Genomic DNA, 14231 nt, shown 5'->3' on the forward strand with positions numbered 1-14231 from the left:
GGACGACCCCGAGTCACGCCTGACGCGTCGGCAGCACCACCAGCTGGCGCAGATTGACGTGCCGGGGACGGCTCACGGCGTACGCGACGAGGTCGGCGATCTCGGCGGCGGACAGCCCGCCCAGCGCCTCGAACATGCCGCCGAGCTGCCGGCTCAGGGTCGGATTGTCGATGTGGTGGCCCAGTTCGGTGTCGGTCAGGCCGGGCTCGATGTTGGTGACCCGGACGTCACGGGGACCGAACTCGGTACGCAGACCGGCCGACAGATGAGTCAGCGCAGCCTTGGTCGCCCCGTAGACCGCGTAGTCCGGGAAGGTCACGTGTGCGCCGATCGAGGAGATGTTCACCAGGTCGGCCGTCCGGCCGTCGGCCGCCGTGTCGATCAGATCGCCGGCGAACGCCCGGATGACCCGCAGCGCGCCGGTCACGTTGGTGTCGATCATGCGCTGCCATTCGTCCTCGCGACCGGCGGCGATCGGGTTCGGCAGCATCACTCCGGCCGCGTTGACCACCAGGTCCACTCGCCCGTACGCCCGGCGTACCGCGTCGGCGGCGGACGTGACGGCGGCGCTGTCGGTGACGTCGGTGGCGACCGCGATCGCCTGTCCCCCGTCGGCCACGATCTTCTCGGCCAGCCCGGCGATCCGGTCGGCCCGGCGGGCCAGCAGCGCGACGCGTACGCCGGAAGCGGCGAGCAGTTCGGCGGTGGCCGCGCCCATGCCGCTGGCGGCTCCGGTGACGACGGCGGTGCGATTTCCCAGTTCGTATGTCATGCCGAAAGCCTGCGACGGTTCCCGGGGACTACCCAGGGGCGAGCTGAACCTAGGTCTGGCAGTCCTAGGATCAGCACAGCCACGATGAATGAGGAAGGCTGAGGCAGACTGGTCGGCGTGCAAGAGATCGGTGAGTTCCTGCGCAGCCGCCGCGCCAAGATCAGCCCAGCCGAGGCCGGGCTGCCCGACTACGGGCGGCGACGCGTACCGGGGTTGCGCCGGGAGGAGATCGCGCAGCTGGCCGGGGTGAGCGTCGACTACTACACCCGGCTGGAGCAGGGCCGGAGCGCCGGTGTCTCGGACGCCGTCCTCGACGCGATCGCCCGGGTGCTGCGGCTGGACCCCACCGAGCGGGATCACCTGCGCAACCTGGTACGCCCGACCAAGCAGGCCGCCCCGGTGAAGTCCGCCAAGCTACGGCCGGAACTGCGCCGGATGCTGGAGTTAATGGAGTCCGTCCCGGCCTTCGTGCTCGGCCGCCGGATGGACCTCGTCGCGTGGAACGCGCTGGCCGACGCGGTCGCCGGATTCAGCGACATGACCGGGCCACGGAATGTGGCGTACCAGACCTTCCTGGAACCGAGAGCGCGGACCTTCTATCGCGACTGGCCCGCGGTGGCCGAGGAGACGGTGGCCTACCTGCGCCGGGACGCGGGCCTGCACCCGGGCGACCCGCAGCTGGCCGCGCTGGTCGGCAAGCTGTCCCTGCGGGACCCGGTGTTCCGGGAGTTGTGGGCGGCGCACGCGGTCCGGGAGAAGACGCACGGGCGCAAGCTGTTGCGGCACACCGTGGTCGGCGACCTCGACCTCGCCTACGAGACGTTCGCGCTGCCCGGCGACCCCGATCATCTGCTGGTCACCTACATCGCCGAGGCGGGATCGCCGACCGAGGAGCGCCTGCGGCTGCTGGGCAGCTGGGCGGCCACCCCGGTGGAGCCGACGGTCAGCTAGCCTTCTCCAACTCCGCGAGCACCCACCGCGCCCACTCGCTCTGCAGCTCGTAGTAGCGCCGGCCGAACTCGGCGGCGAACCGGGCGTAGCCGGGGCGGGTGCCGGGCGGGGTGAACCGCTCGATCGTCGCGATCGCCTCCGTCAGCCCGGCCACCTCGACGTCGCTGGCCTGCGCCATCTGGCCCACCAGTACACGAGTGTCGGCGAGATCCAGTGAGGACAGCAGGAAGAGCCGGAGCACGAACTCGTTGCGCGGCGGCGTGTCGCCGAGCGGGCTGAACATCCAGCGGCGCAGCTCGGCCCGGCCCTCGGCGGTCACGCCGTACGTTTTACTCCCGCGCGAGCCCTCGCCGACGATCTCGATCAGCCCGTCGCCCAGCAGCCGCTTCAGCTCCGGATAGATCTGGCTGTGGCTGGCGTTCCAGGCGTGTCCGGACAGCGTTTCCTCGAACCGTTTGGTCAGGTCGTAGCCGGTCTGCGGGCTGTCGGCCAGCAGTCCGAGCAAGGCGTGCCTCAGTGACATGTCCGAAGCTTACATGACGGGCCTTACATGTTGGCGTTGACATGTCGAGCCTGACATGTCAGCCTCTTCATATGAACGAGTTCACCGCTCCGGTCCCCGACGAGACCGACGCCACCGACCTGGTGGTCACCGGGGCACTCCCGACCGAGCTGTCCGGCCGCTACTTCCGCAACGGCCCCAACCCCCGCCCCGGCGAATTCGCGCCGCACTGGTTCATGGGCAGCGGCATGCTGCACGGCGTACGGCTTCGCGACGGTCGCGCCGAGTGGTACCGCAACCGCTGGGTGAAGTTCACCGACGTCGGCTTCGTCCGCCCCGACGGCACCCTCGACTATCGGGGCGGCCCGGCCAACACCTCGGTGCTCGAGCACTCCGGCCGACTGTTCGCCCTGGTCGAGCAGGCTTTCCCGTACGAGATCGACCGCGAGCTGAACACCATCGGCTACTGCGACTTCGGCGGGCGGCTCACCACCGCGATGACCGCCCACCCCAAGACCGACCCGGTCACCGGCGAGCTGCACTTCTTCGGCTACAGCGCGCTGCCGCCGTTCCTGACCTACCACCGGCTGTCGGCCACGGGCGAACTGGTCGAAAGCCGGCCCATCGAGGTCCCCGGGCCGACGATGATGCACGACTTCGCCATCACGGAGAACTACCTCGTGTGGCTCGACCTGCCCGCCGTCTTCGACTTCGCGCTCGTCGGCAAGACCATGCCGTACCGGTGGAGCGACAGCTACGGCGCGCGCATCGGGTTGATGCCGCGTACCGGGGGCACGGTCACCTGGCACGAGATCGGACCCTGCTACGTCTTCCACGTCGGCAACGCCCGCGAGGAGAACGGCCAGGTCGTGCTCGACGCCGTCCGCTACTCCCGGTCCGCGTTTCAGGGCCTCTGGGGAGACATCGGCGGCACCGCGGACGACACGCCTCGCGAGGCCCACCGGCTCTACCGGTGGTCCATCTCTCCCTCAGGGGTACGCGAACAGCAGCTCGACGATCGGGAGGTGGAGTTCCCGACCCACAACGAAGCCCGCACCGGCCGCCCCAACCAGTGGCTGTACGCCGTGAGCGGCGACGCCGTGATCAAATACGACACGAGGAGCGGAGCCGCCGACGTCGACGCCCGAGGCGACGGCTGGCATGTCGGCGAGGCCGTATTCGTGGCCGCCTCTGGAGAGACGGCAGAGGACGCCGGCTGGCTCGTCTCGATCGCCACCCACGATCACCCCGAAGTACCCTCCCGGCTGCTGGTTCACGACGCCACCGAGGTGGCCGCCGGACCGGTCGCGACCGTTCACCTGCCGCGCCGCGTACCGGCCGGATTCCACGGCGCCTGGATCGCCGACGCCACCGCTCTCGAAGGAGAAGTCCGATGAGCCGCCCCACCGCCAACGGCCCCGCCGCGATCCTGCTGTCCCTGGTCTGGGACGTCGGCCTGTCGCTCGGCGCGTACTTCGTGGCCAAGTGGCTCGGCGCCGACGACTACGTCGCCCTGCTGGCCGGCTCGGTCGTCGCCCTCCTCCGCGTCATCTGGGTCGCGCTGCGTTCCCGCAAGTTCGACGTCTTCGCCACCGTGATGGTCGGGGTGTTCGGCATCGGCCTGCTGCTCTCGGTGCTCACCGGCGACGCGAAGTTCATGCTCGCCAAGGAGTCCCTGGTCACCGGCGCGGCCGGGCTGGCCTTCGTGATCAGCTGCTTCGTCGGCAAGCCGCTCATCTACCACGCCGCGCTCCGGATGCGGGAGGGCAAGCCCGAGGAGATCGCGGAGTTCGAGCAGAAGTGGGCTGATCTGCCGGGGTTCCGGCGGAACTTCCGGATCATGTCGGCGGTCTGGGGTGCGGGCCTGCTGGCCGACGCCGTCGGGCGCATCCCGGTGATCTACTCGCTGTCCACCGACGCCGCGGTGACCGCCTCCAGCGCGATGCTCATCGCCGTGATGGTGCTGCTGTCAGTCTGGAACGGCTGGTTCGTCAAGCGAATCCAAGCCCGCACCGCCTAGCTCCCCCCGCTCTGTCGGGTGCAGATCACGGTTATGCAGGCCTCCCCCGGCGTGGGAGGTCCTGCATAACCGTGATCTACCGGTTTGCGGGTCCCCTGGTGTGCATGCGGCATCCAGCCGGACCGGCTACCGTTGCGCCCCATGAGTTCCTCCGCCCGACGCCGCCTGACCGTCGTGCTCACCACCGCCGCCCTCGCGGTCCCCTGGAGCACCCCGTCGGCCGCGCTGGCGGAACCGACCGCCACGCCATCGACAGCTACGACTGCCACGGCGTCAGCGAACGCCCCGATCCCGTGTCCGAAGGCCGTCGCCCCCAAGGTCTCCCGCCCGAAGCGGCCCACCCCGCCGGCGGACAACGCGGCGCAGAAGGCCCTCGGCGGCGAGCAGCTCGCCTCGCCCGGTCTGGTCGTCCCGTCCGGCGTGGCCAGCCCGCCCGCGAACACCGCAATCTCGTGGGTGGTGGCCGACCTGGACACCGGCGAGGTCCTGGGCGCGTGTGGCGCGCACGAGTACGGCACGCCGGCGAGTGTGCAGAAGCTGCTGCTGACCGCCACGTACCTGGACAAACTCGACCCGGCGCAGATCGCCACTGTCACCGCCGACGATCTCAAGCAGGTCCCCTGGGACAGTTCCAAGGTCGGCCTGGTCACCAACGGCAAGTACAGCATCGAGACGCTCTGGCTCGGCCTGCTGCTCCAGTCCGGCAACGACGCCGCGACCGTCCTGGCCCGGCTCGGCGGCGGCACCGTGGCGGCGGGCGTACAGGGGATGAACGCCGAGGCGGAGAAGCTCGGAGCCTTCCAGACGCACGCCGTGACCCCGTCCGGCTACGACGGCAAAGGCCAGTTCACCAGCGCGTACGATCTGGCGCTGATCGCCCGGGTCTGCTTCGGCAACGAAACCTTCCGCAAGTACGCGCTGACACAGCGTACGCAGATCCCGGCTCAGCCGCCGAAGCACAAGGGCTTCCAAATCCAGAACGAGAACCAGCTGATCTACAACTATCCCGGCGCGCTCGGCGGGAAGACGGGGTTCACCAGTCTGGCGCGGCACACCTACGTCGGCGCGGCCGAACGCAACGGCCGCCGGCTCGTCGTGACGCTCATGGGCGCGGAGCCGAAGCCGCAGCGCGGCTGGCAACAGGGCGCGGCGCTGCTCGACTGGGGATTCAGCCTGCCGTCGGGCACCTCCGTCGGACACCTCGTGACACCGGAGGAGGCGCACCCGGCGCCGTCGGCAAGCGTCTCCTCATCCGCCCCGATCATCGCCGAGGCGGCTGCCGGCAGCCTCTGGGCACCGATCCCGATCGCGGCCGGCGTCGCGGTCGCCACCGGGCTGTCCGTCCTCATCGGACTATTCCGCATCCGACGGCGCAGGCGCGCGTAGCGGTTAGAGGTTGCGGAACGCCGCCGGGTTCACCTCGAACGGCGTACGCCGCACCGGGTGCACCTGTTCCGCGGCGTACGCGATCTGGAGCAGCCGCGCGTCGCCCCACGGGCGCGCCACGAACATCATTCCCTTGGGACGACGATTGTCCTCGGCGTACGCGGCCGGGATCACGATGCTGGGCCAGCCGGCACGGGCCGCCCAGGAGCAACCGGACGCCCCGCTGAAGGCGAGGAACTCGTTGTCGCCGAGGGCGGCGTTGAGGCTCTCGACGGCGACGGCGAGGTCCCGCGACCGGGCCTGCTGGTACGCCGACCGCTGCGCCACGTGCTCGACGGCGAGCGCGGTGTCCACGTGGACCTGCCGGAACTTGAGCGCGACGTCGGCGTTCTGGACGTTGAAGGCTTGAATGTCGGCGAGCGTACGCATCGGCGCGTCCGGGCCGAGCCCGGCCAAGTACTGGTCGACGGCGGGACCGAATTCGTAGTGCAGCACGGCGAGTTCGTCGTCGTGCCCGCTCTCCGGCATCGACACATCCACTAGAGACGCTCCAGCCCGCCGCAAAGCCGCCAGCGCCGCTTGCGGGAACTCGGCGTCGTCGGACTGGACCACGGCGATCCGCGCGCCGCGCAGGTGGCGTACGTCGAACATGAGGTTCTGCAGGGCCTCGGCGACCCCGCCCGACGCGGCGGTCACCGAGTCGGCCACGTCCGGTCCGGCGATCGCGGCGAGCAACGCCGCCGCGTCCGCCACCGTACGCGTCATCGGCCCGGCGGTGTCCTGACTGGGCGCGATCGGCAGGATGCCCGTCCGGCTGACTAGGCCGAGCGTCGGCTTCATCCCGACCAGGCTCTGGAAGTCGGCCGGACTCGTGATCGAGCCGTCCGTCTCGGTGCCGACGGTCAAAGGCGCGTATCCGAGGGCTGCGGCGGCGCCGGAGCCGCTGCTGCTGCCGCTCGGCGTGAGCGCCGTGTCGTACGGGTTGAGTACCTGCCCGCCCAGGGAGGAGTAGCCGGACGGCATGTCCTCGGTGAGGAAGTTCGCCAGTTCGGACAGATTCGTCTTACCCAGCACCACCGCGCCGGCCGACCGCAGCTTGGCGACGATCGGGGCGTCGAGCAGGGGAACACTGTGCTCCAGCGCGAGCGCGCCACCGGTCGTCGGCAGCCCCGCGACGTCGATGTTGTCCTTGACCAGCACCGGCAGGCCCTCGAGCGGGCTGCGCGCGCCCTCCTCCCGGCGTACGCGGTCGCTGAAGTCCGCCTGCTCCAACGCGTCCGGGGCCAGGCAGCGGATCGCGCCGAAGACTCCGTCGTAGCGCCGGATCTGGTCGAGGTGCGCCGCGACGATGTCGCTGCTCGTCACCTCGCCGGAGTCGAGGAGCGTACGCAGGCCGGCGACGGTGGCGACGGCGAGGTCGGGGAGGCTCACCGCCGGAAGGTATCAACTGCTGCGGCGGCTCGTCGATCATGCCTGAGGTGCGGTGGTTTCGGCCCGGCTGAGACCGAGGAGCCCGGCCCACGCATGCAGGGTGGGCCGGGCTCGTCGAAGGGTCAGATCGTACCTAGGTCCCGGGTCTGCCGGCGGCGCGCCTTGAGGGCGATCCGCTTGGCATGCCGGGGCTCGCCGGCCGGAGGGTTGATGCTACGGGCCTTCGCCCTCGGCTCGTCCTACAGGAACAGTTCGGTGAGGGCACGCGGGTAGGTCACAAGACTCCTTCTCTGGCCACCAGAAGTTCCGGCGGCCAGAGCAGACCTTACGACTGGCCCGTGAGCTGCGCACTCAGCAATCGACCCGATACCCCTCGGGCGAGTTCTCTGCTAACTTTTTAAATGTCGCGGAAGGTCTCGATGCTCGCCCCCAGTTCGGTGAGGCGCTCGGCCAACTGCTCGTAACCGCGATTGATGACGTAGACGTGGCGCAGCACCGACGTGCCTTTCGCCGCCAGCATCGCCAGCAGGACGACGACCGCGGGTCGCAGCGCGGGCGGGCAGACCACCTCGGCGCCGGACCAGTGCGTCGGACCGGTGATGTGCAGCCGGTGCGGGTCCATCAGCGTCACCCGCGCGCCGAGCTTGGTCAGCTCGGTCAGGTGCAGCGCCCGGTTCTCGTAGACCCAGTCGTGCAGCAGGGTCGATCCGTCGGCCACCGCCGCGATCAGGGCGAAGAACGGCAGGTTGTCGATGTTCAGGCCGGGGAACGGCATCGGGTGGATCTTGTCGATCGGGGCGCGCAGGTGCGAGGGTCGCACGGTCACGTCGACCAGACGCGTACGCCCGTTGGCGGCGAAGTATTCGTCGGTCTGGTCGTAGTCGAGTCCCATCTCCGTCAGCAGCGCCAGTTCGATCTCCATGAACTCGATCGGCACGCGGCGTACGGTGATCTCGGATTCGGTGACGACGGCGGCGGCGATGAGGCTCATCGCCTCGATCGGGTCCTCCGACGGCGCGTAGTCCACATCGGAGTCGATGATCGGCTTGCCGTGCACGGTCAGCGTCGTGGTGCCGATGCCGTCGATGCGTACGCCGAGGTCGGTGAGGAAGAAGCAGAGGTCCTGCACCATGTAGTTCGGGCTGGCGTTGCGGATGACCGTCACCGCGTCGCGCCGGGCCGCCGCCATCAGTGCGTTCTCGGTCACGGTGTCGCCGCGTTCGGTCAGCACGACCGGCCGGGACGGGTGCACGCTGGGGTCGACGTCGGCGTGGTAGAAACCGCCGGTCGCCTTCACCTCCAGGCCGAACGGGCGCAGCGCGATCAGGTGCGGCTCGACGGTTCGCGTGCCCAGGTCGCAGCCTCCGGCGTATGGCAGGGAGAACATGCCGTGGTCGTGCATGAGCGGGGCGAGGAACATGATGATGCTGCGCGTGCGCCGCGCCGCCGCGACGTCGAGCGAGTCGAGGTCGAATCGCGCGGGCGGGGTGATCTCGAGGTCGTTGTCGTCGTTGAGCCAGCGGTGCTTGACCCCGATGCTGCCGAGGACCTCGAGGATGCGATTGACCTCCTCGATCCGCGCGACCTTGCGCAGCGTGGTACGCCCACGGTTGAGCAGGGACGCGCACAGCAGCGCGACCCCGGCGTTTTTGCTGGTCTTGACGTTGATGCTGCCGGACAGCTTGCGCCCGCCCTCGATCCGCAGGTGCATCGGGCCGGAGTGGCCGAGCGAGACGATCTCGGAGTCGAGGACCTCGGAGATGCGGCCGAGCGTGTCGAGGCTGAGATTCTGGTTGCCCTGTTCGATCCGGTTGATCGCGCTCTGGCTGGTGCCGAGGGCCTCGGCCAGGCGGGCTTGGGACCAGCCGCGGTGGCGGCGGGCGTCGCGGATGAGGGTGCCGATGCGGCGTAGCGTGTCACCGGAGCGGGTCAGGCTTTCAGGCATGGCGAGGACTATCTCATATATGAGATCGCGCATCGCGGAGGGGTCCCATGGGCGTGGCGGAGATCTACGCCGAGTTCGCCGAATCCGAGGCGCGCGGCGTGTCGCCCGTCTATGAGCGGCTCGGCTCGTTCATCGCGACCGACCCCGTTCTGCTGCGACTGATTCCTGATCAGACCCAGCCCCAACTGCTCTTCGGCGTCGTACGCCTCCTTGGCGGCCCGGTCGGCGATCCGGTGGCCTTCCGCGATTTCACCGTCGGCCGGTGGCCCGCGATCGAGGCGGAAATGCGACAGCGGGCGACGCAGACCAACGAGCCCGGCCGGTGCGCGGTGCTGCTGCCGATCCTGGCCTCGCTCCCCCAGCCGTTGGCGTTGCTGGAAGTCGGCGCGTCCGCCGGGCTGTGCCTCTACCCCGATCGTTACAGCTATCGCTACGGGTCTGACACCCTCGGCGACGGCGTACCGGTGCTGGAGAGCACGCTCACCGGGATCGAGCCGCCGGCGACCCGGCCGGAGGTCGTGTGGCGAGCCGGGATCGATCTGAATCCGCTCGACGTCACCGATCCGGCCGACGTCGCCTGGCTCGACGCGCTCATCTGGCCGGACCACCTGCATCGGCGCGACCGGCTGCGCCAGGCGGCCGAGATCGCCGCGGCCGACCCGCCGCTGCTCGTCCGCGGTGACCTCGTCGAGGCGCTGCCCGCGCTCGCCGCGCAGGCCCCGGCCGGGGCGACGCTGGTCGTCTTCCACACCTCGGTGCTCTACCAGGTGCCGCCGTCGCGGTGGCCGTCGTTCCGCGCGGTCGTCCAGGACTTGCCCGGCCATTGGCTGGCCAACGACATCCCCGAACTCGTCCCGGATGCGCCGCCCGCGCCCGACGACTCCGCGTACAACCTGCTGGCGCTGGACGGCGTACCGGTCGCGTGGACGCGGTCGCACGGCCAGGCGATGATCGGCCTCTAGTCACGACAGTCCACTAGAGACAGCGTTATCTTGACTGACGCCTATGTGAACGTTCACACCACTGCCCTTGGCCCCCACCGTTCCCGGCGGCGGGGTCCAAGCCTCCCGGGCCTATGCCTCCCAGGGCCTATGCCTCGCGGGCAGCGACTCAGGTCAGCGGCTCGGGTCGAGCACGACCTTCCCCGTCGTACGCCGCCCCCGAAGCGCCGCATGAACCTCGCGTACCTCGGACATCGGGAACTCGCCGCCCGAGACGATCCTCAGCTCACCGCCGACGACCTGGGCCGCGAGGTCGGCGTACGCCCGAGCGAGGAGATCCGGCCGGGCGAAGGCGTGCATGAGCCAGAAGCCGCTGACCGTGGCCGACTGACGCTGCAGAGCGCGCGGGGAGACCGCGTCGGGCTCGACGAGGCTGGCCATGCCGTAGAAGGCCAGCCGCCCGAACGGGGCGAGCGCGTCGATGCTCTGCCCGGTCACCCGCCCGCCGATCATCTCCAGGACTACGTCGACGGGACGGCCTTCGTTCGCCGCCCGGAGCGCCGCGGTCAGGTCCTCCGTGGCCGGGTCCACTGTGGCATCCGCGCCGAGCGATCGGACCAGCTCACGTTTCTCCGGAGTACTCGCGGTGGCGATGACGCGGCCGGCTCCGGCGTTCCTGGCAAGTTGCACGGCGAGCGAGCCCACGCCGCCCGCCCCGGCGTGGACGACGACGCTGTCCCCCGGCGTCACCCCCGCGGTCCGATGGATCAGCCACCATGCGGTCAGGCCCTGCGCCAGCAGTGCGACCGCGGCGACGTCGTCCAGCTCGTCCGGGACGGCGAACGCCTGGTGCTCCGGAACCACGGCCCGCTCGGCGTACCCGCCGGCGGTCATCATCGCGGCGACCCGGCGGCCGTCCTCGGTCCGGCCGACCACTTCGCCACCCGGGATCAGCGGCAGTGCGGTGGCGCCGAGGTACGCGTTCTCCCGGAGCAAGGAGTCCGCGTAGTTGACCCCAGCCCGGCTGACGTGGACGAGAAGCCGGCCGGGTCCCGGCCTCGGATCAGGCACGTCACGGACGGCGACGACCTCGGGGCCGCCGAACTCGGTGAGCTGAACTGCACGCATCACGTACTCCTGACTGAGCAGAATTGGAACGTTGACCCAATTGGTACTGCGTACCATAACGGATGACGTACCACTCGCTAGACTGCGTGGGTGTCCGAGCTGAATCTGCGCGCGCGCAAGCAGCAACGCGCCCGGGACGAGATCATCGAGGCGGCGTACGCGCTGTTCGCCGAGCGCGGCTACCCGGTCGTGACGGTGGCCGACATCGCCGATCGGGCCGAGGTGGGGCGGACCACGTTCTTCCGGTACTTCGGCGACAAGCAGGAGGTCGTCTTCGCGAACGAGCAGGACTGGCTCGACGACGTGACGCGGCGATACCGGGACGCGAGCACCGGCCGCGAACCCACCCTGGCGCAGGCGCTGGTGTCGCTCCGGGACGTCGCCGAGGCGGTCAGCGCCGCGGCCACAAAGGATCCGCGCCGTTACCGCGTACGCGAACAGCTGATCGCCGACAACCCGGAGCTGACCGATCGGGCCGCCCGCAAACGCCGGCGGTTCGCCGAGCTGCTCACCGAGATCCTCCGTGAACAGGGCGCAGAGCCGTCGACCGCGACGCTCGCACCCCAGGTCGCGTTGGCCTGCTTCACGGCCGGGCACGAGATCGCCGGGACGGATCCGCGCAAACTGTGGCCGGCCGTCGCCGCCGCCTTCGACGCCCTCGGCATCGCCTGACCACTCCCGGCGTACCGTCCTGCGGTGCGGCCGCGCCGCGTCCGGCGCGCGGGAGTATCGCTAGCGGCTGGCCGCCCTGGTCCGGGCGTACGCGACGATGTCGTCAGGTCGCGCCGAACCGTGTGCGTCGTAAGCCCCGCGCATCTCCTCGATGGCGTCGTCCAGATCGGCGGACGGGCCGCGTTCGGCCAGCAACACGACGAACGGCTCCCAGAAACCCACTTCCCGATCCGGAATGGCGCTCAGCTCTTCGAGATAGCGCCCGGGGCGGACGAGGTCGATCGCCGTCTCGGCGAGGACGGCCGCCGCGCCGGTCAGCAGTTCGATGGCGTGGTCGACTTCGTCCTGCGTGGTACAGCGGAAGCCGTTGGGCGGGAACTTCATGTGATAGAACGCGCCCTCAGGACGCCGACGACTCTCCACGAACCCGATGTCATAGGTGACCGCGTCCGCGTCATAGGGGATCGGCGGCTCACCCCACTGGGCGAACCGATGGTTGCGATACTCCCACCAGGCCCGCGGGACAGCACCCATCGCTACTTGTGCATAGATCGTGCGCTGCGAGCTTCGGACGCTTCGGGTGGTCCCGATCGCCGCGATGCCGTCGTCGGTGATCCGGCTCCAGACTCCGCGCGAGCCCGGGAACCCCAGCAGGCGAACGATCGCGCCCACCGCGCGATTGATCTGATTCATCGCTTGCTCGGCCATGATCACCGCTGCACGATCTCAGGGTCACGGCTCGGGGGCAACTCGGGGTCTCAATGAGGGGTACGCCTGGAGGCGCGGTCGTCGTCCGCCGCGCAAGATCAAGCGCATGAGTTTCGTGAAGCCGTCCTTTGTCGCCGCGCCGTTGTTCCTCGCCCTCTACGGCGTCCTCCGCCTCATCGGGAAGGCCGACGGCGTCTACGGTCCCGGCTGGGACTGGCAAGCGGCGCACTTCGCCGGAATCATCGGCCTGGTGCTGTTCGCGCCCGTGGTTCTCGCGTTGGGGCGGATGCTGCGTCCGTCGTGGTGGCGTACCACGATCGTCGGGGTGACCCTGGTCGGACTGGTGGCCTCGGTCGTCCAGTTCGGAGCGGACATCGTCGAGGGATTCATGGCGGCCGACAAGCCCGAGATGTCGTCGCTGAGCGACTCGTTCAGCTCGATCCCCGGCGTCACGATCGCCTTCTACAGCGTCGGCCCGCAACTGTTCTTCCTCGGCCTGATCGTGCTCGCCGTCGCGGCCGCGATCGCCCGCAAGCTGCCGTGGTGGAGCGCCGTCCTGGTGATCGTCGGCATCCTGCTGCCGCCGGTCACGCTGGACCTGATGCCGATCGCCGGGCTGTGCCTGGCCGCCGCCTTCGCCCCGGTCGTCTTCCGGCGTACGCCGGTCGCCGCCTGATCCTTCTCGCCGCCGCGCTGGACGCCGCCACGCTGGATCAGGGATCTCGTTTCATCCTGAACGCTGCAGGTGGTTGTGTGTTGCGTGATTCGGGTGGTGGGCTGTGGGGGCAGCTCACCACCCGATGATCTTTGTGGAGATCTTTTGCCCGGGTGGGTTCATCGTGGGTTTTCGATCTGGGTGAGGATCATCAGGGCTCGCAGGAGTCTGGTGGCGTTGCGGTGGCGCATGCGCAGGCAGGTCAGGATGCGCCAGTTTTTCAGGTAGCCGAAGGGGTGCTCGTTGGCGGCGCGTTCGGCGTTGATGACCTGGTTGGTGAAGGTTTCGGTGGCGGTCAGCGGCCGGTTGGGGTGGGGCCGGCGGCCGGTGATGATGATCGGCTGGTCGGGGTCGTGGTTGGCGTCTTTGGCCAGGCCGCTGTAGGCGAGGTCGGCGATGGCGGCCAGGCCGGAGCGCTGGAGCTGGGCGGGTAGCCGGTCGGCGCGGGCGGCGGTGGCGTCGTGGGTGCGTCCAGGTCGGGCTTTGGACAGCCATAGCAGGTGTCCGGCGGGGCTGACCAGGGCCGTGAATTGCAGTCCGTGGGCGTGGTGTTTGCCGCTGTAGGTGTTGCGTCCGGCCGGGCCGTGTCGGCGGGTGGACCGGATGAGGGTGGCGTCGAGCAGTACATATTCGACGCCGGTGCGTGCGGCGCGGTGCAAGACCCGGTCCAGGCGGGGTGCTCGGGCGGCCAGGATCGTGATGACCTGCTGGACCCAGCGACGCACGGTCGACGCTGACACGTCGTTGCCACCGCCCAGGTCGGCCAGGCGTTGGTCGTGGCGCAGGTGCCCGAGCACGATCAGCGCCGCCTGATAGTCGGTCTTCTTACGCCACCGGGATCCGACCGTGGTGCGGTAGAGGGTGATCGCCCGGACGACGGCGGTGACGGTGGCGCTCGACAGGTTCAGCTTGACCTGGTAGACAGCAGGCGAGCCCTCGGCGCGGATTGGTGTTGTCTTCACAAACCACAGCAATCTGCCGAGGGCTCGCCTTATGTGGTGACGCCACGCCGCATGTGCCGCTAACGAATCGGCGACTAAAGATCATCACGAAGATCCAC

The 14231-nt window shown here is 69.6% G+C and carries 14 protein-coding genes; 7 read left to right on the forward strand and 7 right to left on the reverse strand.

From position 1 onward, the window contains the following. Window positions 1–13: 13 nt before the first annotated feature. On the reverse strand, window positions 14–772 hold the full coding sequence (locus tag HDA40_RS14215) for an SDR family oxidoreductase (RefSeq protein ID WP_253755842.1): 759 nt from the start codon (window positions 770–772) through the stop codon (window positions 14–16). 117 nt (window positions 773–889) lie between these two features. Here HDA40_RS14215 and HDA40_RS14220 point away from each other — a divergent pair, with 117 nt between their 5' ends. After that, window positions 890–1723, forward strand: a complete 834-nt coding sequence (locus HDA40_RS14220; protein WP_253755844.1) for a helix-turn-helix transcriptional regulator — start codon at window positions 890–892, stop codon at window positions 1721–1723. Here the strand turns inward: HDA40_RS14220 and HDA40_RS14225 are convergent. Continuing rightward, the gene (locus HDA40_RS14225; protein WP_253755846.1) at window positions 1716–2246 is read right to left on the reverse strand and encodes a PadR family transcriptional regulator; all 531 of its coding nucleotides are present in this window, start codon (window positions 2244–2246) and stop codon (window positions 1716–1718) included. The genes HDA40_RS14220 and HDA40_RS14225 overlap by 8 nt on opposite strands. A gap of 71 nt (window positions 2247–2317) precedes the next feature. Between HDA40_RS14225 and HDA40_RS14230 the strand changes: the two genes are divergently transcribed. The 3 genes from HDA40_RS14230 (at window position 2318) to HDA40_RS14240 (ending at window position 5631) form a co-directional block, all read left to right on the forward strand. Next, on the forward strand, window positions 2318–3622 hold the full coding sequence (locus HDA40_RS14230) for a carotenoid oxygenase family protein (protein WP_253755848.1): 1305 nt from the start codon (window positions 2318–2320) through the stop codon (window positions 3620–3622). Beyond that, on the forward strand, window positions 3619–4245 hold the full coding sequence (locus HDA40_RS14235; RefSeq protein WP_253755850.1) for a VC0807 family protein: 627 nt from the start codon (window positions 3619–3621) through the stop codon (window positions 4243–4245). Before HDA40_RS14230 ends, HDA40_RS14235 begins: the two co-directional genes overlap by 4 nt. Window positions 4246–4386: 141 nt before the next feature. After that, window positions 4387–5631 (forward strand): D-alanyl-D-alanine carboxypeptidase family protein, encoded by a 1245-nt coding sequence (locus HDA40_RS14240; protein ID WP_253755852.1) that lies wholly within the window; start codon window positions 4387–4389, stop codon window positions 5629–5631. A 3-nt stretch (window positions 5632–5634) separates the two neighbouring features. Here the strand turns inward: HDA40_RS14240 and HDA40_RS14245 are convergent, their stop codons facing one another. Together HDA40_RS14245 and HDA40_RS14250 are read right to left on the reverse strand one after the other, a co-directional pair. Beyond that, window positions 5635–7062, reverse strand: coding sequence for an amidase family protein (locus HDA40_RS14245; RefSeq protein WP_253755854.1), 1428 nt, complete (start codon window positions 7060–7062; stop codon window positions 5635–5637). Window positions 7063–7459: 397 nt separating this feature from the next. Then, a complete protein-coding gene (locus tag HDA40_RS14250) occupies window positions 7460–9007 on the reverse strand; it encodes a helix-turn-helix domain-containing protein (RefSeq protein ID WP_253755856.1) in 1548 nt (515 codons plus the stop codon). A 47-nt stretch (window positions 9008–9054) separates the two neighbouring features. On the opposite strand from HDA40_RS14250, the gene HDA40_RS14255 reads away from it, so the two are divergent. Beyond that, a complete protein-coding gene (locus HDA40_RS14255; RefSeq protein ID WP_253755858.1) occupies window positions 9055–9969 on the forward strand; it encodes a DUF2332 domain-containing protein in 915 nt (304 codons plus the stop codon). 153 nt (window positions 9970–10122) lie between these two features. Here the strand turns inward: HDA40_RS14255 and HDA40_RS14260 are convergent, their stop codons facing one another. Next, window positions 10123–11076 (reverse strand): quinone oxidoreductase family protein, encoded by a 954-nt coding sequence (locus HDA40_RS14260; RefSeq protein ID WP_253755860.1) that lies wholly within the window; start codon window positions 11074–11076, stop codon window positions 10123–10125. Window positions 11077–11166: 90 nt separating this feature from the next. On the opposite strand from HDA40_RS14260, the gene HDA40_RS14265 reads away from it, so the two are divergent. Continuing rightward, the gene (locus HDA40_RS14265; RefSeq protein WP_253755862.1) at window positions 11167–11748 is read left to right on the forward strand and encodes a TetR/AcrR family transcriptional regulator; all 582 of its coding nucleotides are present in this window, start codon (window positions 11167–11169) and stop codon (window positions 11746–11748) included. 60 nt (window positions 11749–11808) lie between these two features. Here the strand turns inward: HDA40_RS14265 and HDA40_RS14270 are convergent, their stop codons facing one another. Then, entirely contained in the window at window positions 11809–12441 is a 633-nt protein-coding gene (locus tag HDA40_RS14270; RefSeq protein ID WP_253755864.1) for a hypothetical protein, read from the reverse strand. Between the two features lie 121 nt (window positions 12442–12562). Here HDA40_RS14270 and HDA40_RS14275 point away from each other — a divergent pair, with 121 nt between their 5' ends. Continuing rightward, on the forward strand, window positions 12563–13132 hold the full coding sequence (locus tag HDA40_RS14275) for a hypothetical protein (protein ID WP_253755866.1): 570 nt from the start codon (window positions 12563–12565) through the stop codon (window positions 13130–13132). 158 nt (window positions 13133–13290) lie between these two features. Here HDA40_RS14275 and HDA40_RS42120 read toward each other — a convergent pair whose 3' ends face one another. Beyond that, window positions 13291–14133 carry a transposase family protein gene (locus HDA40_RS42120; RefSeq protein WP_253755868.1) on the reverse strand — a complete coding sequence of 281 codons (843 nt, stop codon included), beginning with the start codon at window positions 14131–14133 and terminating at the stop codon, window positions 13291–13293. Window positions 14134–14231: the final 98 nt, after the last annotated feature.

Origin of the sequence: Hamadaea flava, from assembly GCF_024172085.1 — a bacterium.
Taxonomy (GTDB): domain Bacteria; phylum Actinomycetota; class Actinomycetes; order Mycobacteriales; family Micromonosporaceae; genus Hamadaea; species Hamadaea flava.